Origin of the sequence: Amycolatopsis sp. WAC 01416 (assembly GCF_003947485.1) — a bacterium.
GTDB lineage: Bacteria > Actinomycetota > Actinomycetes > Mycobacteriales > Pseudonocardiaceae > Amycolatopsis.
The window spans coordinates 226,265-250,141 of sequence record NZ_QHHX01000009.1; the positions used below are offsets into that span (position 1 = coordinate 226,265).

A 23,877-nucleotide genomic window follows, 5' to 3' on the forward strand; every position below is an offset into this window, starting at 1 on the left:
GTGAGCACACTCGTCCTGCGGCGCGGGCGGTTCTCCGCCCGGCTGGAACGCCGCACCCTCTGGTTCTTCGTGGCGATGATCGTGGTCATCGCCGGGCTGACGCTGCTCGGCCTCTGCTACGGCGCGGCGTGGGCAAGTCCCGCCCGCGTGTTCGCCGCGCTCACCGGTTCCGGTGGCGGTCCCGGCGTGGTCATCCGGGAATGGCGCCTGCCGCGGGTGCTGGCGGGGCTGGTGTTCGGCGCCGCGCTCGGGCTGGCGGGCGCGATCTTCCAGAACATCACCCGCAACCCGCTCGGCAGCCCGGACGTGATCGGCCTCGACGCCGGCGCGTACACCGGAGCGCTGTTCGCGATCACCGTGCTTTCGGGGACGTCGACGCAGCTGACCGTCGGTTCGGTGGTCGGCGGCGTGCTCACGGCGGCGATCGTGTACGCGTTGTCGCTCGGCGGCGGGCTGTCCGGGCTGCGGCTGATCGTGATCGGCATCGCGATCAACGCGATGCTGACCGCGTTCAACTCGTGGATCGTGCTGCGCGCGGAACTCGAGATCGCGATCGCGGCCGTCGGCTGGAACGCCGGTTCCCTCAACGGGGTCGGCTGGGACGACGTCGCCATCCCGTTCGGTGTGCTCGCCGTGCTGTTCGTCGTGCTGTTCACCAGGGCGCCGGCGTTGCACCAGGCCGGGCTCGGCGGGGCACTGGCGGTCACCACCGGCGTCCGGTGGGACCGGCTGCGGCTGGTACTGGTCCTGATCGGGGTCGGCTGCACTGCCACGGTCACCGCCGTCGCCGGGCCGATCGCGTTCATCGCGCTGGCGGCCCCGCAGATCGGGCGGCGGCTGGCCCGCACACCCGGTATCGGCCTGCTGCCCGCCGCCCTCACCGGTGCCGTGCTGCTGACCGCCGCCGATCTGGCCGCCCAGATGTTACTCGCGCCGGAAGCGCTGCCGGTCGGTGTGATCAGCACCGTGATCGGCGGCGGCTACCTGATCTGGCTGCTCACCAAGGAGGTGCGGCGCACATGAGTGCCCGCTTGACCGCTCGGGACCTGACCCTCCGCTACGGCGACCGGGTGGTGTCGACCCGGCTCACCCTCGACGTGCCCGACCGGGCGTTCACAGCCGTCGTCGGACCGAACGCGTGCGGCAAGTCGACGCTGCTGCGCGCGTTCGTCCGGCTGCTGCGGCCAGCCGAAGGCGAAGTCCTGCTCGACGGCAAGGACGTCGGTTCCTTCCACGGCAAGGGATTGGCGCGGGAACTCGGTTTCCTGCCGCAGGACCCGGTCGCGCCGGAGGACGTCCGCGTCCGGCAGCTGGTCGCACGCGGCCGGTTCCCGCATCAGTCGCTGTTCGCGTCGTGGTCCGAAGAGGACGAACGCGCGGTGCTCGACGCGATGACCGCGGCCGGGGTGGCGGGGCTGGCCGACCGGCCGGTGCAGGAACTCTCGGGCGGACAGCGTCAGCGCGTGTGGGTGGCGCTGGTGCTGGCGCAGAAGACGCCGTACCTGTTGCTCGACGAACCGACGTCGTTCCTCGACATCGCGCACCAGTACCAGCTGCTGGGGTTGCTGGCGCGCCTGCGCGACGAGGGCCGCACGGTGATCGCCGTCCTGCACGACATCAACCAGGCCTGCCGGTACGCCGATCACCTCGTGGCGTTGCGCGACGGCCGGATCGTCGCGGAAGGCGCTCCCGCCGACATCGTCGACGCCGAGTTGATGAAGGAGGTCTTCGATCTCCCCAGTGTCGTCGTGCCCGACCCGGTGACCGGAACCCCGATGGTGGTGCCCTCATGCTGAACCTCACCGGAGCCCAGCTGGGCATTTGGACCGCGCAGCGGCTTGAGCCCGACTCGCTGTACTACGTCGTCGGCGACGTCATCGAAATCGTCGGCGAAAAGCCGGTCGACGTCGAGGCGCTGACCGAGGCGATCCGCGCGACCGCCGAGGAGGCCGACAGCCTGCGGCTGCGCGTTTTCGAGACGGCGGACGGGCCATGTCAGGTGGTGTCGGACGACGCGGTGCCGCCGCCCGAGGTGGTGGATCTGCGCGGTGAGGCCGATCCGGTGGCCGCGGCGCACGCACGGGTCGAGACCGAACGCCGCCGGGTCGCCGAAGCGTGCCGTGACATGGTGGACCGGCCGCTGTTCGCCCATCTCGTGCTGCGGCTTTCCGAGTCGCACGTGTGGTTCACCCAGCTCGGGCACCACCTCGTGTTCGACGGCTACACCGCGGCGATGCTCGCGCGCCGGACGGCCGCTCGCTACACCGCTTCGGTCCTGGGCAAGGACGTGCCGCCCTCGACGTTCGCGCGGTTCGCCGATCTCGTCGAGGCCGATCGCTCATATCGCGAGAGTGAACGGTTCGAGCAGGATCGGGCGTATTGGCGCGAGCGATTCACGCCGTTGCCGGATATCGACGACGGCGGTGGCACGTCGGGGCCTCCCGAAAGCACGGTGACCGCCCGATCGATCCTGCCCGCTTCGGACGTGGCCCGGTTGCGCGAGCTGGGAAAGCGCGCGGGAACGACCTGGGGCGACGCCCTGATCGCCTGCTACGCGGCCTTCCTGCACCGCGTGCTCGGCTGGACCGACGTCGTGTTCGCGATGCCGTTGATGTGCCGCGAAGGCGCGGCGCTGCGGACCCCGGCGATGGCGGTCAACGTGCTGCCGCTGCGGGTCACGGTGCTCCCGGTGGATTCGGCGGCCGAGCTGACCGCGCGGGTCGCGGGCGCGCTGAAGGAGATGCGCACGCACCAGCGGTATCGCGTCGAGGACCTGCCGCAGGACCTGGCGGTGCCCGGTGCCGGGGCGCTGCTGCACGGCCGCGGCATCAACCTCAAGGCGTTCGACCTGAAGCTCGACTTCGCCGGCTCGCACGGCACCATGCGCAACGTCGCCGGTGGACCGCCGGAGGACATGGGCCTGTCGGTTCTCCCGACCTCGGACGGCGGGTTGCTGCTCGGCTTCGAGGTCGACGCGCGGACCCACGACCAGGCCGCCGTCGACGCCAAGCTGACCGCGCTGCGCTGCCTGATCACCGCGCTGACCGAACCGGACGGCCCGGCCGTCGGTGGCGCCGACCTCGTTCCGACGGGGGAGCGGGACGCGTTGCTCCAGGCGTGGACGACACCCGCGCCGGACGGCGAACTCCTTGACGTATCCGAACTTCTGGACCGGCTCGATCCCGAACAGACCGCTCTGGTCTTCGGCGGCGAACGGCTGGCCGCAGGCGAACTCGTCACGCGCGTACACCGGTTCGCCCGGGCGTTGCGCTCCCGCGGTGTCGGTCCCGATGACGTCGTCGCGCTGGCCCTGCCGCGATCCGCGGACCTCGTCGTCGCCCTGCTGGCGGTGCTCGACGCGGGGGCCGCGTTCCTGCCGCTGGATCTCGCCCATCCCGTCGAACGGTTGCGGGAACTCGCCGCCGAAGCCGGTGCGGTGCTCACGATCGCCGTCGACGCGGAGATCGTGCCCGGGCCGCATTTGCTGCTGAGTGAAACCGATCTGTCCACACTGGACTCCTCGCCGCTCGACGTGCCGCGGCACCCGGACCATCTCGCGTACGTCATCTTCACCTCCGGCTCCACCGGCCGCCCCAAGGGCGTCCTCGGCCGGGCCGGCGGACTGGCGACGCTGCTGCGTCATCACCGCGCGACCACGGTCGCCGAGACCGAACGCGCCGCGGGCCGGCGGCTCCGGGTCGCGCACACCTACTCGTTCGCCTTCGACTCCGCGCTCGACCAGTTGATGTGGCTGCTGTTCGGGCACGAACTCCACGTCTACGGCACCGATGTCGCGCGTGACGCCGACGAACTGCTGGCCGCGTTCGCCCGCGACCGGATCGACGTCGTCGACACCACGCCGTCGATGGCCGCGCCGCTCGTCGACGCCGGGCTGCTCGACGGCCCGCACCCGCCCGCGCTCCTCGTCCTCGGCGGCGAGGCGACTCCGCCCGCGCTGTGGCGCCGGGTCGTGGAGTCGGGTGTCCGCGCCCGCAACATGTACGGTCCGACCGAGGCCACTGTGGACGGTGCCGGATCCTGGTTGGACACCGGGGAACCGACGATCGGGACCGCGGTACCCGGCACGGCGGTGCGAGTACTCGACGCCGCGCTGCGTCCCGCGCCCGCGGGCTCACCGGGCGAGCTGTACCTCGCCGGACCGCATCTGGCGCGCGGCTATCTCGGACGCCCCGGTGCGACCGCCGAACGGTTCGTCGCCGATCCGTTCGGCGCGCCCGGTGACCGGATGTACCGCACCGGAGACCTCGTCCGCTGGGTGCCCGGTCGCGGGCTGGAGTATCTGGGCCGCCGCGACGGCCAGGTCAAGGTGCGCGGACACCGCGTCGAACTCGGCGAGGTCGAGGCCGCGCTGGCCGCCGTACCGGGAGTGCGCGCGGCGGCGGCCGCCGTGCGTGGGCCGAGGCTCGTCGGGTACGTCGTCGGGCAGGTCGTCCCGGACGAGGTCCGCGCCGAGCTCGCCGGGCGGGTGCCCGAGCATCTCGTGCCCGCCGCTGTGGTCGTGCTCGACACGCTTCCGTTGACCTCCAACGGGAAGATCGACCGGGCCGCGCTGCCCGCCCCGCGCGCGGCGGCGGGCCGGACCGCGGCCACCGAACGCGAACGGCTGCTGTGCGCCACCATCGCGGAGGTGATCGGCGTCGAAGAGGTGGCCGTCGACGACGACTTCTTCGCACTGGGCGGCGACAGCATCACCGCGATCAGCGTCAGCAGCAGGCTGCGCGCGCACGGACTCGACCTGCGCCCGCGTGACTTGCTGGCCCGCCGCAGTTTCGAAGCACTGGCGGCGGCGAGCGCGGAGATCGGCGGCCCGGCCGCACCGCCGGACGAACCCGTCGGTGAGGTGCCCGCCCCTCCGATCGTCCGTGCCCTGCTCGACCCGCATCCGGACGTCACGACCGTCGCCGGATACACGCAATGGACCGCGATCCGGCTCGACGAGGACCTTCCACCCGGCCTGCTGATCGAAGGCGTGCAAGCGCTCCTTGACCACCACGATGCTCTTCGGCTGCAAGTAGATGACGAATTGCGGGTCCGGGAACGCGGCGTGGTGAAGGCGTCCGACGTGGTCATCGAGACGACCGGCGAACCGGCCGAGGTCGCGGCGGAGCTGGCCGCATCCCTTGATCTTCGAAAGGGCGTGCTCCGGGTCGCGCTGCTGCCGGATCACCTCGTCATCGTGATCCATCACCTGGCGATCGACGGCGTCTCCTGGCGGGTCCTCCTGCCGGACCTGCGCGCCGCGTGCGCCGGTGAACCGCTCGAACCGGTCGGGACGTCGTGGCGCCGGCACGCGCTTCGCCTTGCCGAGCAAGGGACTTCCGGCGCCCGACGTGGCGAACTCGAGCACTGGCGGGGCGCGCTCGACGGCCCGCGTCTCGGCCACCGGCCGCTCGATCGGGCCGTGGACACGGTCGCGACCGCGCGGCGTTCGGTCACGCTCGCCTCGCCGGAGCAGACCGACGCGGTGCTCAACGGTTTGCCCTCGGCCTACCGTGCCGGACCGGACGACGTCCTGCTCGCCGCGCTGGTGCTCGCCCTTCGAGCGTGGCGGGGTGCACCGGTCGAGGCGGAAGCCGTGTCCCTCGAAGGACACGGCCGGGATCAAGACGGGATGGACCTCTCGCGCACCGTAGGCTGGTTCACCGCCGAACATCCGTTGCGGGTGGCCGCCGGCGCGGTGGCGGCGACCACGGACTTCGGCAGCGCGCTCGCAGGCGGCGACGCGGCGGGAAAGCTGGTGCGGGCGGCCAAGGAGGCCAAACGCGCCGTCCCGGACAACGGCATCGGCTTCGGTGTCCTGCGCTACCTCGACCCGCTCACCCGGGACGAACTCGCCGCCGTCCCGCGGCCGGACGTCGTCCTGAACTACCTCGGCCGATTCGCCGCGCTGCCCGGCACCGGCTGGCGGCTGCCGGAGGAGGACCCGTTCGCGGTCACCGAACCGGACGCCAAATCGCTGGAACAGGTACTGGCGCTGAACTGCTTCGTCCGTGAGGACGGCCGCCCCCTGCTGGCCGTCGAATGGACCGCGGCAGGCGAGGTCCTGCCGGAGGAAAGCGTTGCGGCGCTCCAGGAAGCCTGGTCGCGAGCGCTGGAGGCCCTGGCCGCGCACGCGGCGCTGATCGGACCGGACGGCGGTGGGCTCACGCCGTCGGATCTGCCGCTGGTCGGCCTCGACCAGGCCGACATCGACACGCTCGAACGCCTGGGCCGGGTCGAGGACGTGCTGCCCGCGACCCCGTTGCAGACCGGGCTTTCGTTCCACACCCTGGCGCGCGGCACCGAAGACACCGACGTGTACGTGGTGCAGGCCGTCACCCTGCTCAGCGGCGCGCTCGACGCCGGCCGCATGCGGGAGGCCGCGGCGGAGGTGCTGAGGCGGCATCCCGCGTTGCGCGTCCACCTGCACACCACCGACGCGGGCGAAGTCGTCCAGGTCGTGCCCGCCGAGGTCACCCTGGACTGGCGGTTCGCGCAGGTCTCACCGGAGCAGGTCGAGACCGAGTGCCGCGCCGAACTCGCGCGGCCGTTCGACCCGGCGACCCCGCCGCTGATCCGGTTCCTGCAGCTGACCCTCGGCCCGGACGAGCACCGCCTGGTGCTCACCAACCACCACGCGCTGCTCGACGGCTGGTCGATGCCACTGGTCGGCCGCACGCTGCTGGCCACCTATGCCGAACTCGGCGGCGGCCCGGCCGCCCCGGTCGCACCGCCGCTTTCGGAGTACCACCGCGTGCTCGGAGAACGCGATCCGGACGCGGCACTGGAGGCCTGGCGCGAGGCGCTGGCCGGGCTCGACGAGGGAACCCGGCTCGCCCCGGCGAGTGTCGAGTCCACTGTGGAGCGTCCGGACCGCGTCACCGTCGAACTGGGCGGGGAGTTCAGCGAGCGGCTGCGTGCCTTCGCCCGCGAACGCGGGATCACCCCGACGACGGTGTTCCAGACCGCCTGGGGTGTGCTGCTCGCCAGGCTGACCGGCCGCCGCGACGTCGTCTTCGGTTGCCCTGTCTCCGGTCGCCCGGCCGACGTTCCCGGCGTCGAGCGCATGATCGGGCAGCTCGGCAGCACGATCCCGGTGCGGGTGCGGTTCGACGCCGCCGACACCGCGGCCACCGTGCTGGAACGTGTGCACACCGAAAGCGTCCGGCTCACCGATCACCATCACGCCGGACTGCCGGACCTCCAGCGCGTGGCCGGCGTCGGCGACTTGTTCGACACGATGCTGGTGATGGAGAACTTCCCGCTCTCCAGCCGCTCCCGCACCACCCTGGCGCCCGGGCTGGACCTCGTCGGGGTCGACATCACGGACGCCACGCACTACCCGCTCACGGTGATCGTGCTGCCCGACGACGAGTTCACCGTCGGCCTCGGCTACCAGCCCCAGGCGTTCACCCGCGAGGAGGCCGAGTCCTACGGCCGCTGGCTGCGCGCCGTGCTGACCGAGATCGTCACCGATCCGTCCAGGCCGGTCGCCCGGTTGCGCGCACTCGACGCCGGCGAAGAACGCGCGATGTTGCGTCTCGGCGAAGGCCCGGAACCGAAGCGCGAACGCGGCGGCATGCTGGAGGAGTTCGGCCGCTGGGTCCGGGAGACGCCGGACGCCGAAGCCGTCGTGTGCCGCGACCGGAGCCTGACCTACGCCGAACTGGACCGCCGTGCCAACCGGCTCGCGAACACGCTGATCGACGCCGGAGTGAAACCGCAGGACCCGGTCGCGGTCCTGCTGCGCCGTGACGTCGACCTCGTGGTCGCGTTGTTCGGTGTGATCAAGGCGGGCGCGGTGCACGTGCCGATGGATCCGGACTACCCGGCCGACCGGCTCGCGTACATGCTCGACGACATCGAACCCGCCGCCGTCGTGTCCACTTCGGACGTCGAGGGTCTTCCTGTCGTGAGCCCGGACGTACTGTCCATAAAGGACACGGATCCCGCTGTGTCATCGTGTGAGGACGCGCTCGCCTACGTCATCTACACCTCCGGCACCACCGGCAAACCCAAGGGCGTGGCGGTGCCGCACCGCGGCGTGCCGAGCCTGATCGCGCTGCAGGAGGACATCGTCGGGATCGGGACCGCCGAGCGGTACCTGCACTTCGCCTCGACGAGCTTCGACGTCGCCTTCTGGCAGTTCATGCTGCCGCTGCTGTCCGGCGGCACCTCGGTGATCGCGCCGGAGGAGGTGCGGATCTCCGGCGACGACCTGCTGGCCTACGCCGCCGAACACCGCGTGACCGGGCTCAACCTGCTGCCTTCGTTCCTCTCCGCGATGCCCGACGACGCCACCGTCGACCCGGACGTGTTCTTCGTCGTCGGCGCCGAACGGCTCGACCCGGAGCTGGCGCGGCGCTGGGGGAACCGGCGGGCGCTGTTCAACGCCTACGGGCCGACCGAGGTCACCATCAACTCGGTCACCTGGCATTACGACCCGGCCGATCCCGGTCCGCTCCCGATCGGCCGTCCGGATCCGGAGGTCCGCGCGTACGTGCTCGACGGCGGGCTGCTCCCGGTCGGCACGAACGTCACCGGCGAGCTGTACCTGGCCGGGCCGAAGCTCGCCCAGGGTTACGTCGGCCGGGCGGCGCTCACCGCCGAACGGTTCGTCGCCGACCCGTTCGGGCCGCCGGGGGAGCGTATGTACCGCACCGGCGACCTGGTCCGCTGGCGGCCGGACGGGCAGATCGTCTTCCTCGGCCGCGCCGACCACCAGGTCAAACTGCGTGGGTTCCGGATCGAACTCGGCGAGATCGAGACCGCGCTGACCGCGCACGACGACGTGCGCGCCGCCGCGGTGATCGTCCGGGAGGACCGGCTGGTCGCCTACGTCGTCCCCGTGGACGGCGCCGAACCGGATGCGGCCGCGCTGCGCGAGTACCTCGCCGCGGAGCTGCCCGCGTACATGGTGCCGACCGCGTTCGTGGCGCTGGACCGGCTTCCGCTCGGTCCGAGCGGCAAGCTGGACCGGGCAGCGCTGCCCGCGCCGGAAGCCCGGTCGGATGGCGGGCGTGAACCCGCCACCCCGGCGGAAGCCGTGCTGCTGCGGGTGGTCCGTGACCTGCTCGGCCCCGACGTCGGCCTGGACGACGGCTTCCTGGACGCGGGCGGGGACAGCATCGCCTCGCTGCGGGTGGTTTCCCGCGCTCGTCGAGAAGGGCTGAACCTGACGGCTCGCGACGTCCTCGAAGGTGGCACGGTCGCCGGGATCGCCGCCCGCTGTGGTGAACCCGAACGGGCCGAAGAGGCCCACGCGGTCGGAGACGCCCCGCTCACGCCGATCATGCGCGATCTGTTGCTGCGTGCGGGGAAAGCGGCCGACGGGTTCTGCCAGTGGATCGAGATCTGCGTGCCTTCGGCGGACGACGTCGCCCGCTGGCGGTCGGTGCTCGACGCCGTCCTCGCCCGCCACGACGTGCTGCGCGCGCATCTGGTCGAGGACGTGTTGCGGGTCCCGGACGTCGGCGCCGTGACCGGTGCCGACGTGCTCACCGCCGTCCGCGCGCCCGGCGATCCGCGTGCGGCGCTGGACGCGCAGCTCGAACAGATCGTGGCACGGATGGACCCGCGCACCGGCCCGCTGCTCCGGGCGGTGCTGGTGGACGCGGGGGACGAGCGGCCAGGACGGTTGCTGCTGGTGGCGCACCACCTGGTCGCCGACGCGGTGACCTGGCGCGTGCTGCTCGACGACGTCGAACAGGCCTTCCACGGCAACACCCTGCACCGGCGCGGGCAGTCGTTCCTCGGCTGGGCGCGGTCGCTGCGCGCCGCCGCGCCGCATCGAGATGACGAATTGCCCTACTGGCGGGGGATCGCCGCCGCGCCGGTGACCACGCTCGGCCGCACCCGGCTCGATCCGGCACGTGACACCGTGGCGACCGCCCGCCATCACCGGGTCGACATCGGCGAGGACACGACCCACGCCGTGCTCACCGCGTTGCCCACGGCCTACCGCACCGGCCCGGACACCGTGCTGCTGACCGCGCTCGCCCGGGCCGTCGCCGCCTGGCGGGGGACCGGGGCCGATCTGCTCGTCGCCGTCGAGAGTCACGGGCGGCCGGGGCACACGCCGGACTTCGCGGGAACGGTCGACCTGGCGCAGACCGCCGGCTGGTTCACCGCCGTACATCCCGCGCGGATCGCCCCGCCCGCCGGACCGCTGCCGGACGCGCTGCGGGCCGTGCGTGACCATCTGCGCGCGGCGGGGGACGGCCTCGGGCACGGAATCCTCGGCGTCGACGGCCCACGGCCCGAGATCGCCTGGAACTATCTCGGCCGATTCCCCGAGGCTCCCATCGAGGAGACCCTGTGGCAGCGGCCGCCGGACGCCGATCCGCTCGGTTCCGGCGGCGGCGCGGAAATGCCTCTGCCGTACGCGCTGACGGTGAACGCGATGGTCCCCGACGGCGGCACGCTCGGTGTCCGCTTCACCTGGCCGTCCGCGCTGTTCACCGAAGACGAGATCGCCGTGCTCGGTGCGCGTTTCCGTCGCGAACTGGACGCGCTCGCCGCCGACATGCCGGGCCCCGGCGAGGTCCTGCCGCTGACGCCGTTGCAGGAGGTGATCCTGCGCGAGTCCCGCGCGGCGGAAGAGGACCCGTATCCGGTGCAGGCCGCGTTCACGTTGTCCGGTGACCTCGACGTCGAGGCTTTGCGGGCGGCGGCGACGGCGCTGGTGCGACGGCAGCCGAACCTGGGCGCGGTGTTCCCGCCGTCGCACGAGGTCCAGGTGATTCCCACCGAACCGCGGGCCGGTTTCCGCGTCCGTGACGTGTCCGAAATGGATGCCGCGTCGGACGAGGAACTCGCCGAGCCGTTCGACCTTGCCCGCGGCCCGCTGTGGCGGGTCACCGTGCTGCGGCACGGACCCGGCCGCCAGACCCTCGTGCTGACCAGTCACCATCTGCTGTCCGACGGCTGGTCCGCGCCACGGATTCTCGGCGAACTGTTCGCGCTGTACGCGGGAAAGCCGTTGCCGGAGCCGGTTCCGCCGACCCGGTACACCAGGCTGCTCGCCGCGGCCGACCACTCCGCCGACGTCCGGGCATGGCGGGCGGAACTCGACGGCCTGCCCGAAGGCGACCACCTGCCGCGCACCGGCGGATCCGACGAACCCGCGCTGTTCACTGTGGACGGTCAGCTGGTCGCGGAACTGACCAGGCTGGGCTCGTCGCGCGGACTCACCGTCAACACGCTGTTGCAGGGCGCGTGGGCGGCCGTTCTCGCGACCCACGCCGGGCGCCCCGACGTCAGTTTCGGGGTGATGACCTCGAACCGGACGTCCGATGTGGACGGTGTCGAAGAGATCATCGGCCTGCTGGCGAACAGTGTCCCGGTACGCGCCCGGTTCACCGGGACGGTCGCCGAGGCCCTCGCCGATGTGCAGGCACGGCAACAGGCGATGGCCGCGCACCACCGGATGGGCCTGCCCGAACTCGCGTCGCTCGCCGGCCGCGAGCGGCTGTTCGACAGCCTGCTCGTGTTCGAGAACTACCCGGTGGATCCGGCGAAGCTGCGCGAACCCGCGCCCGGCCTGACCGTCACCGGGACGAGGTTCCGGGAACGGACGCACCATCCGGTGAGCGTCACCGTCGTTCCCGGCGAGCACGGCTGGGAAGGCGTCCTGTACGCAAGGGACGCCGACGCTCGGTCGCTGGCAGGCGATCTCGTCGGCTTCCTCCGGGAACTGCCGTCCTGGCTGGACGGCGACGCCGCCCGGTTCGTGGGTGAACGGTGACCGCGCGCCCGATCGACGCCGCGCTGTGGCGCACGGCGGCCGTCCTGGTGCTCGGCACGTTCATGGCGACCTTGGACAGCACGATCGTCTCGGTCGGCGTCGACACCCTCGCCGACGAGTTCGGCGCGCCGGTCACCGGCGTCCAATGGGTGACGACGGCGTACCTGCTGGCCGTGGTCACGGCGGTGCCGGCGTCGGGCTGGCTCGCCGACCGGTTCGGCGGCCGCCGCGTCTGGCTCACCGCCGTCGTCGTGTTCCTGCTGGCGTCCCTGCTGTGCGCGCTGGCGCCGACGTTGCCCGCGCTCATCGCTTTCCGTGTCCTGCAAGGACTCGCGGGCGGCCTGCTGCCGCCGATCGGGCAGGCGCTGCTCGCGCGGGCCGCCGGACCGGACCGGATCGGCCGCGTGATCAGCGTCGTCGGGCTCGTGCCGCTGTTGTCGCCGGTGCTCGGCCCGCTGGCGAGCGGCACGATCCTCGCCGTCGCCGACTGGCCGTGGCTGTTCTACGTCAACCTCCCGGTCGGCGTCGCGGCCGTGGTCCTGGCGCGGCGCTGGGTCCCGGCCGGCGAACCCGGCGGCAAGGGTGAGCGGTTCGATTTCCGGGGCGCGATGCTGCTTTCCCCGGGGCTCGCGGTGCTGGTCTTCGGGCTCACCTGGTTCGAACAGGGCTCGCCGGTGGTCGCCGGGATCGGCGTCGCGGCGGGCGTCGTGATGCTCGCCGCGTTCGTACGGCACGGTCTGCGGGCCGAAGCACCCCTGCTGGATCCGCGGTTGTTCACGAAGCCACCGTTCGGGGTCGCCGCGCTGGCGCTGGTGCTGCTCGGCGCGTCGGTGTTCGGCACGATGTTCCTGCTGCCGCTCTACCTCCAACGCGGCGCAGGACTGTCCACATGGGACACCGGACTGCTGCTGGTGCCGCAGGGCATCGGCGCGGCGGCCGGGTCGGTGCTGGTGAACCGGCTCGTCGACCGGCTTTCGCCACGCACACTGGTGCTGATCGGGATCGGGCTGGTCGCCCTCGGCACCGCACCCTTCACCCAGCTCGGCCTGGGTCTCCCGGACTGGGTGATCGTGGTTTCCCTGCTGCTGCGCGGTTTCGGCGCGGCGCTGATCGGTGCGCCGGTGATGACGATCGTCTACCGCCGGGTCGAACCCGCCCGGCTGCCCCGTGCCGCCGGGGCGCTGAACCTGCTCAACACGCTCGGCGGCTCGATCGGCACCGCGGTGCTGGCCCTGGTGCTGCAGGCCCGGCTGGCCGCGCGCGGCCCGGACGTCGCCCCGGTCTTCGCCGACGCCTTCTGGTGTGTTCTCGGCCTCGCCGTCGTGGCGGTCGCCGGTGCGACGCGGCTGCCCCGGACCGGGGTGGCCGCCCCCGACAAGAAGAGAGGTCATGCGGATGCTTGACCAGCTGCCCAGTCCGGCCGAGGTGGTCACGATCGGCTTCGTGCCGGAGGAGATCGTCCGGCACCGCGAAACCGTCGCGAACGTGCTCGCCAGGCGGGACTCCCGGCTGCTCGTCGTCGTGGGCCCGTGTTCCGTGCACGACACCGACGGCGCGCTCGAATACGCGCACCGGCTCGCCGAGGCGTCTCGCCGGTTCGCCGACGACCTCGTCGTGGTCCTGCGCGCCTACCTGGAGAAACCGCGGACGATCGCGGGCTGGACCGGTCTGGTACCCGACCCCGGCCTGGACGGCAAAGGCGATCTCGCCGCCGGTGTCCGCATCGGACGGAGGTTCCTCGACGACGCCGCCGCGACCGGGCTGCCGCTGGCGTACGAGTTCGTCGATCCGTTCCTGGCGCCCTACTTCGCGGACACCATCAGCTGGGGCGCGATCGGAGCGCGGACCGTCGCCAGCCAGCCGCACCGGCACCTGGCGTCCTGGCTGCCGATGCCGATGGGCATGAAGAACTGCGTGTCGGGACGGCTGGACACGGCCGTCGCCGCGGTCCGGGCGGCCGCGCTGCCCCACGTGTTCCCCGGCGCCGCGGCCGACGGCCGCCCGCGGATCCAGCGCAGCGCCGGGAATCCGGATGCCCACCTCGTCCTGCGCGGCGGCCCGAAACCCAACCACCACGCCCACGCCGTCGCGGACGCCCTCGACGCGCTGACCACCGCGGGACTGCCGCACCGGCTCGTCGTCGACGCCTCGCACGGCAACAGCGGCAAGGACCACAACCGGCAGCCCGTGGTCGTCGCGGACCTGGCGGACCAGATCTCGGCGGGCAACGACGCGCTGGCCGGGGTGATGATCGAGTCGTACCTCTCCGACGGCAGGCAGGACGTCGGGTCCACGCCGCCGCGGCCCGACCTGAGCATCACGGACGCTTGTCTGGGCTGGGAGCGGACCGTTCCGCTGCTGGAGTCCCTCGCCTGCGCGAACGCGGTGCGGCGGTTGAGCGCCCCTGGACGCTCTTCGCATTCAGCCCTCTGAATGCGGCGGGCTTCCAGCGCCTCGGCCATCGATCGGGACCCCAGTACGTGAAGGACCCCTTCACTGCGCTAGACGCAAGGAAGGGGTCCTTCACGTACCGCGAGGGCCTTACTTCTTCCAGATGATCGGGTCGTCCTTGTACCCGTCACCGTCGCCGAAGGTCGCGCCGCCGACCTCGCCGCCGTCCCTGACGGCCTGGAGTTCGCAGGTGTCGTAGGTCGCGCCGACGGTCTTGAAGTCCTTCTTCGCCGACTCGGACTGGCACTTCGGGGTCTCGCCGGTGATGATCACGCCGGTGCTCTTGTTGTTCGGGCCGACCGCGCGCAGCCGCACCGTGCTGTAGGTGAGGTCTGTGCCGCCGACGTTCTCCACCGTCATCCGGATGTACACCGGAGTCATGCCCTTGGCCTTGTCGCCGTACGCGGCGAGGTCTTCCTTCGGGCCGAGCTCGATCGCCTTGACGGTGATCGCGATGGTGCCGGACTTGTCGTTGCCGTACTTGAACGGGACGACGGCGCGCTCGCCGACCTTCAGTTCGCTGCCGGGCGCGGTGGCGTCCGCGTTCGAGACCGGGACGGTGCCGCTGGTCGCGGGCGAGGACGCCGCGGCCGTCGTCGGCGCGGGCGCCGGGGCGGGAGCGGGGCTGCCCGACTCCTCTTTGCCGCCGCAGGCGGAAAGCAGCAGCACGGCGGCGCAGCCGGTGGCGGACAGGGCGATGCGGTCGAACTTCATGGATCTCCTCGGACTCCCCGCCGAATCCTGCTCCGGCGTTCTCGCCACGCACCGTAGTCGATGAGGGAGTAGAACGGTGTGGGCCATTCGCACCACGAACGGTTACGAAAAGGTTACGCTGTTCGGCTTAATGGGGTGCCGTTCACTTCTTCCAGGTGATCGGGTCGTCTTTGTAACCGTCGCCGCCGAACGACGCGCCGCCGACCTCGCTACCGTCCTTGACGCCTTCGGTGTCGCAGGTCTCGTAGGTCGCGCCCGGTGTGCTGAAGTTCTCCGGCGCCGTCTCGCCCTTGCAGGCCGCGGTGCCGCCGGCCATGATCACCTTGGTGCCCTTGCCGTTCGCGTCCACCGCGCGCACCGACACCGAAGTGTCGGCGAGGTCCGTGCCGCCGACGTTCTCGATCACCATCCGGACGTAGACCGGAAGCGTGCCCTCGCCCTTGTCCTTGAACCCGGCGAGGTCCTCCTTGGGCCCGATCTCGACCGACTTGACGGTGATCGCGATCGTGCCGGACTTGCCCGCGTCGCTGAACGGGACGACGGCGCGTTCGCCGACTTTCAGCTCGCTGCCTGGCGCCATGGTGCCATCGGCTCGGACGGTCTTCCCTGCCGCTTCCTCGCCGCAGGCGGAAAGCAGGAGTGCGGCGGCGCAGCAGGTGGCGATCAGGGCGGACTTCATGGATCTCCTAGGACGTCCGCCGAACCGGTACCGGCGAGCTCGTCACGCACCGTAGCCGCATCCGGCGGTGGCGACTGTGGCCCGTTCGCACCACAACCGATCACAAATCGCTTACGCCGATCAGGCCGTCCTGGATGGCCCGCGCGACCAGTGCGGCCTTGGTGGGGGCCTCCCGGCCGATCTGGGCGTATTTGACCCGGATCCGCTCGAGATGCGAGTTGACCGTGTTCGGCGAGATCCCCAGCCGGTGCGCGACGAAGTCCTTCGACTCGGACTGGAACCATTCGATGAGCACTTCGGTCTCACGCGCGGAGAGGGCGGGGCGCCGCTCGGAGCGGTCCCCGGCCAGCGCGCCCGCCAGCGACGGCGGCGTGTACGACCGGTCGGCCGCCGCCGCGCGCACGGCTTCGAGGAGGTGCTCGGCGCCCTCGGCCTTGGTGAGATAGCTGAGCGCGCCGAGTTCGAGGCACTGCAGGACGGTCTCGTCGTCGGCCCGCATCGAGTAGACGACGACGCGACGGCCCGCCTCGATGAGCCGGCGCAGATCACCGATGGCCGGGGTGGTGCTGTTCAGGTGCAGGTCGAGGATGACGACGTCGGCCCGCGCGCCCTCGCCGATCCAGGCGGCCCGCACGTCCTCGCCTTCCGCCACGACGGTGACCGGCGGGCTGCCCGACGACAGCCAGTACACGACCCCGGCCCGCACGGCCGGATGATCGTCGACGACCACCGCCGTCAGTTCGGTCCCGAACGCCATTTCGCCTCCATCCACGATTGTTCTCCCAGTGCGTGCCATTCGACGTCGACGGCGCCCGATCCGTTCGCCGTCGCACCGGGTTCACCGTCGGTGATCGCCGCGACGCGGATTTCGTCATCGGTCCGCAGGACGCTGACCCTGGCCTGCGATCGGGCGGCGACCAGCGCGGTCATCAGCGGACCGGTCAGTTCGCGGCGGACGCCGGTCGGGATCGGCGCCGGTTCGCCGCTGACCGCCAGCGTCACCGTCAGTCCCCGCCGCTCGGCGAGATCGACGCAGGCCGAGACCTCGTGCAACAGCGGATCGGGCACGTCGTCGTTCTCCGCGAACAGCCGTCGCAGCTGCGTCGCCGCGAGCGCGCAGCGCCGCCGGACCGCTTCGTCGCGCGGGTCCAAGGTGTGGTCGGCCAGTCCGGCGAGCAGCGGCAGGGTGGCGCCGAGCTGACCGGCGAACCGGCTCCGCTGGTCGGCTTCGCGCTCCTCGGCGAGCGCCTTGCGGTGGGCCTGCCGGTCGCGTTCCGCCGAGGCCACCGCGGCCTCGCCCACCCGCCGGTTGACGACCCTGATCAGCGCCAGCGTCGCGGCCTGGAAGGTGAGCACGCTGAGCCCGACGATCACCAGGCCGCCGATCTCGCCGCGGTCGGCAGGCGCCGAACCGATCTGCCGGGAGAAGGTGAGCGTCATCTGGAGGACGAGCGCGCCCATCGCGAGCGCGGGGCGGTCCAGCAGCAGCACCAGCAGATGCCAGCCCGCGAGACCGGACGCCCAGTCGTCCCCGCCGAGCAGCCGATCCGGTGGCAGCGCCCAGACGGCGACCGTCGACGCGGCGAGGACCAGCACCGCCCCCGCGATCGCGACCGGCCAGGGGACCGGCTTCCAGCGCAGGACCCACCACGCCGCCACGACCAGCACCACGGCGAGCGCCGCGAACGCCAACCGGTCGGCGGTGTCGCCGAGCCGGGGCAGGCTCAGCCCGGCCTGGATCACCGCCGTCGCGAGCAGGACCGCGATCCGGCAGCCGCCGAGGACCCGGTCCGCGGTCTCACTCATGGGGCCACACCAGGTCCACCGTGGTCCCCGCGCCGGGCGCGGAGGTCACCTCGGCCCGGCCGCCCGCCGCGGCCATGCGTTCGACGAGCGAACCGCGCACACCTCGCCGCTGCGCCGGTGTCCGCGCCGGATCGAAACCGCGGCCCTCGTCCCGGACGGTTACGCGTACCCCGCCTACCACTGTCAGCCTGGCCTCGCCGACACCCGCGTGCCGATCGACGTTCACCAGCGCCTCACGCACGGCCCGCACCAGCGCGAGCGCCGCCGACGCCGGGATCGGCGGGACCGGTGACCAGTGCGTCTCGACCGTCACCGGGCTCTGCGCGAGCACGCCGCGCAACGAGGTCTCGAGATCGACCACACTGCCGGGACCGGATTCGCCGGTGAGGATCGCGAGATCGCGGCGGGCGTAGCCGGCGACCTCGGCCGGGTCCGCCGTTTCCCCGCGCTGGGCGACCGTGAGGAAGGTGGCCGCCGCCGTGTCGTGCAGGACGGCCAGATACTCCCGTTCCCGCAGTCGTCGTTCCACGGCAAGGGATTCCTCACGCGTCAGCCGGGCACGGCGCTCACGGAGATGGTCGATCCGGCGCGTCGTCCGCGACAGCAGGAGGAAGGCGCCCCTGGCGAGGGTGGCCTCGAGCAGCACACGCAGTACCACCGAGAGACCGCCCTCGAAACCGAGCGGCACCACCTCGATCGCCAGCAGGCAGGCGAGGGCGGGCACGGTGATCTTCGGCGGCCATTCCCACTGGAGGGTGATCGCGGTGATGGTGAGGACGTTCAGAGCCCATTGGTTCAGCTCGCCCGCTTCGGGCGCTGTCAGGAACTGGGTGCCGCAGATCGCCGCGGCGCGCACCAAGGCCAGCGCGAACGCCACCGGTCTGCCCCGGCCCGTCTTTCCCACCAGGTATTCGGTGACGGCGGTGACCAGCGCCAGCGCGAGCAGACCGAAGGCGAGCGGTAGCGCGCCCGACGGTGTGGCGAGCACCCCGAAAACGCTGATCACCAGCAATCCGGCGCCTCTGGCCGGACCGGCGAACCGGCCGACCACCCGCAGGAACTCCGCTTCGACGGAGGTCTCACGATCGGACGGCACGGCAGCAGTCAAGCAGACGCCTCGAGCGTCCGCAGGTCCAGTACCCGCCAGGTGAGAGCGTCGTTCCCGCCCGCGGACCACCACACGAACGGGCCGCGCGCCAGCACGGTGCCGAACTCCGCGGCCAGGTCGGCCAGCCTGCCGGTGGCCGTGTCGTAGAGGGCGAGTACGCCGCGATCGTCGTCGACCACGACCGCGTACCGGTCGAGCACGACGACGTCGCCGAACGCGGGCCGGATCCCCTTCCCTCCGACACGTCTTCGCTCGGAGCCGTCGGGTCGCATGAGGTCGAGCCGCGCGGTCCCGCTCTGGCGCAATACCTGGACCCGGCACCAGGACGGCGTGCAGTCGACCAGTTCGACGCTCTGCCCGTCGACCTTCGTCCTGCGGCCGTCGCGGAGGTCGACGAGTTCCGACGGTCCCGCCTGTTCGACGGCCGCCGCCGTCGCGAAGGGCCACGCGGTGAGCGCGTAGTCGCCGGGCAGTGGGGTGCGGGTCACCGGGCCGCCGGCCAACGCCACCGTCCGCACCTCGGTGGCGTCACCCCGCACGGCCACCCAGCTGGCCTGGGCGTCGTGCACGACGAGGTCGTACTGGGAGTCCAGGAGCACGACCCGCCCGGTGTCGGCGGTGACGGGGACCGGGCCCTCACCGTGTGGCCCGGCCCGCCACAACGTCCCCGTCCCGGTGATGTCGGACAGTTCCAGCCACACCAGCGCGTCCGGGGAAGTGGCGAGGACGAACCGGGGCGAGCCCGACGGCGGGACCTCGCGGAGTACACGATCTCCCACCACGAGCCGGACGACGTCGTCCGCTTGCCGCACTCCGGCCGAGGTACCGGAATCGAGGAACGCCAACGGCGTGTAAGGCACCCCGGTGACGGCGTTCGCGGCGATCCTCGCGTCCGGCCAGACGTCGGTGAGCGAAGGGACGGCGGGTGCCTTGGCCTCGGGGGCGGGCGCGGGCAGAACCATCACGACGACGGCCGCCAGCGCGGCCAGCGCCAGCCCCGTGCGGGTGCAGTCGCGCGGGATCACCGCACCACCGCGGGAGAGGAGGCGCTCGCGCGGACGAGCGCCGGAGCGCCGGTCCCGTCGGCGGGGACCGCGTAGATCGCCTTGTCCCGGCCGTAGGCGACGGTCCTGTCGTCCAGCCACTGCGGCTGGTCGTCCAGATGCGCGGGGTCGGCGAGCGGGACGTCGCGGCCGTCGGCGAGAGAGAGCACGTGCAGCCGCCACCGGTCGCCCGTACGGAACTTGTAGGCGACGCGGGTGCCGTCCGGCGAGAGCGACGGGCATTCGACGTTGCGCCGCATCGCGGTCAGCGTGCGACCGCGGAGATCACCCCACACCAGCCAAGTGCCGCCCGCCGATCTGGCGGTGGCGTAGAACGTCAGATCGTCCCGGGCGAAGGTCACTCCCCAGTAGTTCAGATCCTGGGCCGGGTACGGCTTTCCGTCCACGGTGAGCGCGAAGTCCTCCAGGGAGCCGTAATGGTTTCCGGTGTCCAGGTCGAAGATCCCGGAGGTGGTCGAGAACGTGCCTACCCCGCCCAGATAAGAGTCACCGGAGCGGAACACCGTCCAGCCGACCAGTCGTCCGGACGGGGAGACGCGGACCCGGGACGGCAGCCCCCATTCGGAGATCGACCGTGGTTCGGCTCCCGGTTTCGTGACGACCAGTTCGGCCTGATCGGGCATCGCCGTCGCGCGCAGGCACGCCAGCGTCCCCGCGGCGACGTCCACGCGCTGACAGGCCGGGCCGACGCGGTCGTCCTGCCGGACCCGGCCCGAGTCGTCCACGTACAGCAGGCCGCCGTGCGCGAGGTCCAGCCGCTGTTCCGCCACCGCGTCCCCGGTGCGCAGTCCGACGAAGACCGCCCCGGCCGCCACCGTGACCACCACGGCCGCGACGCCCACCCACATCCGTTTCATTTCACCCTCGTTCCGGCCAGTACCGACACCAGCAGCACCACGGCGAACACCGCGAACGCGGGCCGCAACGCCACCCCCGCCGCGAGCGCGCCGAACACCACCGCGCCCGCCGCCCTGGCCAGCGCCTGTCCTGTTTGGACGATCGCGAGACCGGTGGCCCGCAACGACTCCGGTACCAGCGGCGACGCGTGCGCCATCAGGACGCCGTCCGTGCACGCGTAGAACACCCCGTGAGCAGCCAGGACGACCGCCGCCACGGGCCATCCGCTCGCCGAAGCGGCCAGGACGGCGTACGCGGCGAGCAGCACGACGTGACCGCCGAGGAACACCTTCCACCGTCCGACGCGGTCGGCGAGCCGTCCGATCGGTGAGGCCAGTGCCATGAAGCTCAACGCCGTCGCCAACGGCAGCAAGGGAAGCGCTCCCGGTGGCAAGCCGGCGGACTGCTGCACACCGACGAACAAGAACATGTCGCCGACCGTGCACACCCCGAGAAGCGCCGCGGCCAGACAGGTGCGGCGGAGCGCGGGTTGCCGCAGCAGGGCGAAACCCGCCCGCAGCCGTACTCGTGACCGCTCGACCGTCCCGGCGGGGGCACGGACGAACACGGCCAGCACGATCACCGCGATCACGGCGAGGCAGAAGCTCACCCCGAACACCGCCGGATAGTCGCCGACGAGAAGCGTCAGCAGGCCGAACGCGGCGATCGGCCCGAGCAGCGCGCCCGCCGTGTCCATCGCGCGATGGACACCGAACGCGCGGCCGAGACCGTCGGCGGGGGTGGCGAGGGTGATCATCGCGTCCCGCGGCGCGGTGCGGATGCCCTTGCCGGCGCGATCGGCGCCGATCACCAGCCCGATCGCGCCGAGCGAGGATCCCGCCGCGGGGAAGGCGAGTTTGGTGACCGCCGAGAGGCCGTAGCCTGCCAGCGCGACGGCTTTCGGACGGCCGAGGCGGTCGGAGAGGTAGCCGCCCGCCAGCCGCAACAGCGCGGTCGCGCCCGTGTAGAGCCCGTCGATCGCGCCCAGTTGCAGGTAGCCGACGCCGAGGCCGTAGACGAGGTACAGCGGGAGCACGGCGGTGACCATCTCGGCGGACATGTCCGTGATCAGGCTGACCACGCCGAGGCCGATCACGGTCGCGGGCACCGATCCCGCCCGGCTCGCGGGCCGGGCGGGATCGGTGGAACGGAGGGTGGAGAGGTACATGGCTACGCGCTGACGCGGATGTCGTCGACCGCGGACTCCCACAGCGACGCGGTGCTCGCGTCGGCGGCTTCGACCAGCAGCCGCACGCTGCGCCCGGCGAACGACGACAGATCGGCCGTCGCGGTCTGCCAGGCACCCGCGACCTCGGTCGCGGAGCCGAGCTTCTCGAACACCGTCGTCGGCGTGGTGCCGTCGAGCACGCGGATCCGCAGGTGGTCGGCGGAAGTCGCGTTGTCGCCGTGCGCGAAGGTGTAGGAGAAGGTCAGCTTGCCGCCCGACGGCACGGTGAACGACGGCGAGGCCATCGACGACCCACCGCCGTCGAGGTCGTTGACGCCGTACTCCGATCCGGCCAGCCGACCGGTGACCAGGCAGTTCGCGCCGCTGGTCGTATCGCCGCGCTGCTTGATCTGGTTGCTGTAGGTCGAGGTGGTCTGCTCGGGATCGCCCCGTTCCCATTTGCCCGAGGTGGCGGTGTCCGCCCCGGCCGCGTTGAGCCGCCAGCCCTTGTCGGTCTCGAAGTCGTCGGCGAACGCCTCACCGCCCGCCGGACCGACGCTCACCGAGACCTGCGCCGTCTGGGTCGTGGAGCCCGATGACCCGGTGACCGTGGCCGCTGTCGAGCCGGTCGCCGCGTCCGACGCGGTCAGGGTCAGCGTCGCCGTCGTGGTGCCGTTGGCGGGCGGGGTGACCGACGACGGCGAGATCGTGCCGGTCACTCCCGAGGGCAGGCCCGACACCGACCGCGCGGTCGCCGAGCTGAAGCCGCCGGTGCTGCCGACGTTGACCGTCACCGACGCTGTCCCGCCCGGTTGCACCGACACCGACGACGGGCTGGTGCCGACGGAGAAGGTGGGGGAGGACACGCCCTTCTTGCATTTGCCGGTCGCGGTGTCGGTGAAGGTGCGGCCCGACACCGGCACGAAGTCGCTGCGGTAGTCCGTCGCGCTCAGCGTCAGCTTCCCGACGCCGAAGGTGTTGGTGTTACCCGCTTCCTGCACGGCGGCCGACGACTGGTCGAACTTGTAGTAACCCCGGCCGCCGGTGCCGATCAGCAACTCGCGGACGCCGTTCACGTCATCGCGTGTGCCGTCCGGCCGCGACGGTGCGTACCGCTGGTAATTGTGGTCGTGGCCGACGACGATCAGGTCCGCCTTCGCGTTGTAGAGCGCCTGGAAGAACGGCGTCACCGACGAGTCGTCGCCGTGCGAGCCCCGGCTGAACCGCGGGTGGTGGAAGAACGCCGCCGTACAAGGTTTGGTGCTCGCCGCGAGGTCGTTCTTCAGCCAGGTCTCCTGAGCCGAGCCGGTGCTCCGGGTGATGTTGGAGTTGAGCGCGACGAAATGCCAGTCACCGACGTCGAAGCTGTAGTAGCCCTTGGCGCGTTCACCGGCCCGAGTGCCGAAGTAGTCGAAGTAACCCGAGGCGCCGGACGTGTTGTACTCGTGGTTGCCCGGCGTCGGATAGGTGATGGACTTGAACTGCCCGTAATAGGGGTCGTAATTCTTCTCGTATTCGGACAGCGTGCCCGAGCTGTAGGCGTTGTCCCCGGCCAGGATCAGCGCCTGTGGATTCATTTTCTCGATCAGCGGCGCGGTCTGGTTGCACGAAGACCCGCAGACGTCGCCGACCGCCGCGACGGTCGTGGTCGCCGCGGCGAGCGGACCGTCACCCGCCTGATAGGCGTCGATGGCGAAGCGGCTGGCGGGGTCGGCCAGCGCCGCCGACACCCGTACACAGTCGCCCTCGAACGCGCGGGTGTGGAAGGCTTTGCCCGGCCAGTGCTGAGCGGTGAGCGTGAACGAGCCGGCGGTGCTGCCGGTCAGCGTCACGGAGTCGTTGCCGCGCAACGAAAGTTCCGTGAACCGGACGCGGAGCCAATGCGCTCCTGGCGCGCAAACGGATCGGGCGGCCATCATGGCCGCGCCGTCACCGGACACCGAGGCGGGGCCGCCGGTGACACCCGCCTCGGCGAGTTGCGGAACCTGATCGGCCACTTCGGGTACGGCGGGTGGCGCGGCTCCGCCTGCTTGCGGTTGCGCGGCGACCAGGAACGCCCCGACGGCCAGCGTGGAGGTCGCGACGGCGAGTGTCCGGCGGCGCCATCGGCTTGTGGTTGAGCGCATGGAAAATCCTCTTCGGTCAGCGACGGGAGGAAAGTGGGATTCGGGAATTCCGGGGGATTCTTCCGACGATTCAGACCCTAACCGCGGCCGGAGGAGCGTCAACGGAAAGTCGCCGAGG

At 71.8% G+C, this 23,877-nt stretch carries 14 protein-coding genes; 5 read left to right on the forward strand and 9 right to left on the reverse strand.

The features are described 5' to 3' along the window. The 5 genes from DL990_RS29800 to DL990_RS29820 are packed head-to-tail and all read left to right on the forward strand — an operon-like array spanning position 1 to position 14,179. Positions 1 to 1,023 carry an iron chelate uptake ABC transporter family permease subunit gene (locus tag DL990_RS29800; RefSeq protein WP_199746660.1) on the forward strand — a complete coding sequence of 341 codons (1,023 nt, stop codon included), beginning with the start codon at positions 1 to 3 and terminating at the stop codon, positions 1,021 to 1,023. Further along, positions 1,020 to 1,796 (forward strand): ABC transporter ATP-binding protein, encoded by a 777-nt coding sequence (locus tag DL990_RS29805; protein WP_125794390.1) that lies wholly within the window; start codon positions 1,020 to 1,022, stop codon positions 1,794 to 1,796. The genes DL990_RS29800 and DL990_RS29805 overlap by 4 nt, the downstream gene beginning before the upstream one ends. Next, positions 1,790 to 11,746, forward strand: a complete 9,957-nt coding sequence (locus DL990_RS29810) for a non-ribosomal peptide synthetase (RefSeq protein WP_125800652.1) — start codon at positions 1,790 to 1,792, stop codon at positions 11,744 to 11,746. Before DL990_RS29805 ends, DL990_RS29810 begins: the two co-directional genes overlap by 7 nt. Beyond that, positions 11,743 to 13,149, forward strand: a complete 1,407-nt coding sequence (locus DL990_RS29815; RefSeq protein ID WP_125800653.1) for a DHA2 family efflux MFS transporter permease subunit — start codon at positions 11,743 to 11,745, stop codon at positions 13,147 to 13,149. The genes DL990_RS29810 and DL990_RS29815 overlap by 4 nt, the downstream gene beginning before the upstream one ends. Beyond that, positions 13,136 to 14,179: a 3-deoxy-7-phosphoheptulonate synthase gene (locus tag DL990_RS29820; RefSeq protein ID WP_125800654.1), complete on the forward strand. Its 1,044-nt coding sequence runs from the start codon at positions 13,136 to 13,138 to the stop codon at positions 14,177 to 14,179. Before DL990_RS29815 ends, DL990_RS29820 begins: the two co-directional genes overlap by 14 nt. 108 nt (positions 14,180 to 14,287) lie before the next feature. Here DL990_RS29820 and DL990_RS29825 read toward each other — a convergent pair whose 3' ends face one another. The 9 genes from DL990_RS29825 to DL990_RS29865 form a co-directional block, all read right to left on the reverse strand. Continuing rightward, a complete protein-coding gene (locus DL990_RS29825; protein WP_125800655.1) occupies positions 14,288 to 14,911 on the reverse strand; it encodes a hypothetical protein in 624 nt (207 codons plus the stop codon). Positions 14,912 to 15,053: 142 nt separating this feature from the next. Beyond that, positions 15,054 to 15,590, reverse strand: coding sequence for a hypothetical protein (locus tag DL990_RS29830; protein ID WP_125800656.1), 537 nt, complete (start codon positions 15,588 to 15,590; stop codon positions 15,054 to 15,056). Between the two features lie 100 nt (positions 15,591 to 15,690). Next, complete coding sequence (locus DL990_RS29835) at positions 15,691 to 16,347, reverse strand: response regulator transcription factor (RefSeq protein ID WP_125784434.1); 657 nt, start codon at positions 16,345 to 16,347, stop codon at positions 15,691 to 15,693. Next, a complete protein-coding gene (locus tag DL990_RS29840) occupies positions 16,326 to 17,396 on the reverse strand; it encodes a histidine kinase (RefSeq protein WP_125800657.1) in 1,071 nt (356 codons plus the stop codon). The genes DL990_RS29835 and DL990_RS29840 overlap by 22 nt, the downstream gene beginning before the upstream one ends. After that, the gene (locus DL990_RS29845) at positions 17,389 to 18,492 is read right to left on the reverse strand and encodes a sensor histidine kinase (RefSeq protein WP_125800658.1); all 1,104 of its coding nucleotides are present in this window, start codon (positions 18,490 to 18,492) and stop codon (positions 17,389 to 17,391) included. The genes DL990_RS29840 and DL990_RS29845 overlap by 8 nt, the downstream gene beginning before the upstream one ends. 8 nt (positions 18,493 to 18,500) lie before the next feature. Continuing rightward, positions 18,501 to 19,529: a hypothetical protein gene (locus tag DL990_RS29850; RefSeq protein WP_125784428.1), complete on the reverse strand. Its 1,029-nt coding sequence runs from the start codon at positions 19,527 to 19,529 to the stop codon at positions 18,501 to 18,503. Next, entirely contained in the window at positions 19,526 to 20,425 is a 900-nt protein-coding gene (locus DL990_RS29855) for a hypothetical protein (protein ID WP_125800659.1), read from the reverse strand. The genes DL990_RS29850 and DL990_RS29855 overlap by 4 nt, the downstream gene beginning before the upstream one ends. Beyond that, positions 20,422 to 21,633, reverse strand: a complete 1,212-nt coding sequence (locus tag DL990_RS29860; RefSeq protein WP_125784424.1) for an MFS transporter — start codon at positions 21,631 to 21,633, stop codon at positions 20,422 to 20,424. Before DL990_RS29860 ends, DL990_RS29855 begins: the two co-directional genes overlap by 4 nt. 2 nt (positions 21,634 to 21,635) lie before the next feature. Further along, positions 21,636 to 23,759 carry a metallophosphoesterase gene (locus tag DL990_RS29865; RefSeq protein ID WP_125800660.1) on the reverse strand — a complete coding sequence of 708 codons (2,124 nt, stop codon included), beginning with the start codon at positions 23,757 to 23,759 and terminating at the stop codon, positions 21,636 to 21,638. Positions 23,760 to 23,877: the final 118 nt, after the last annotated feature.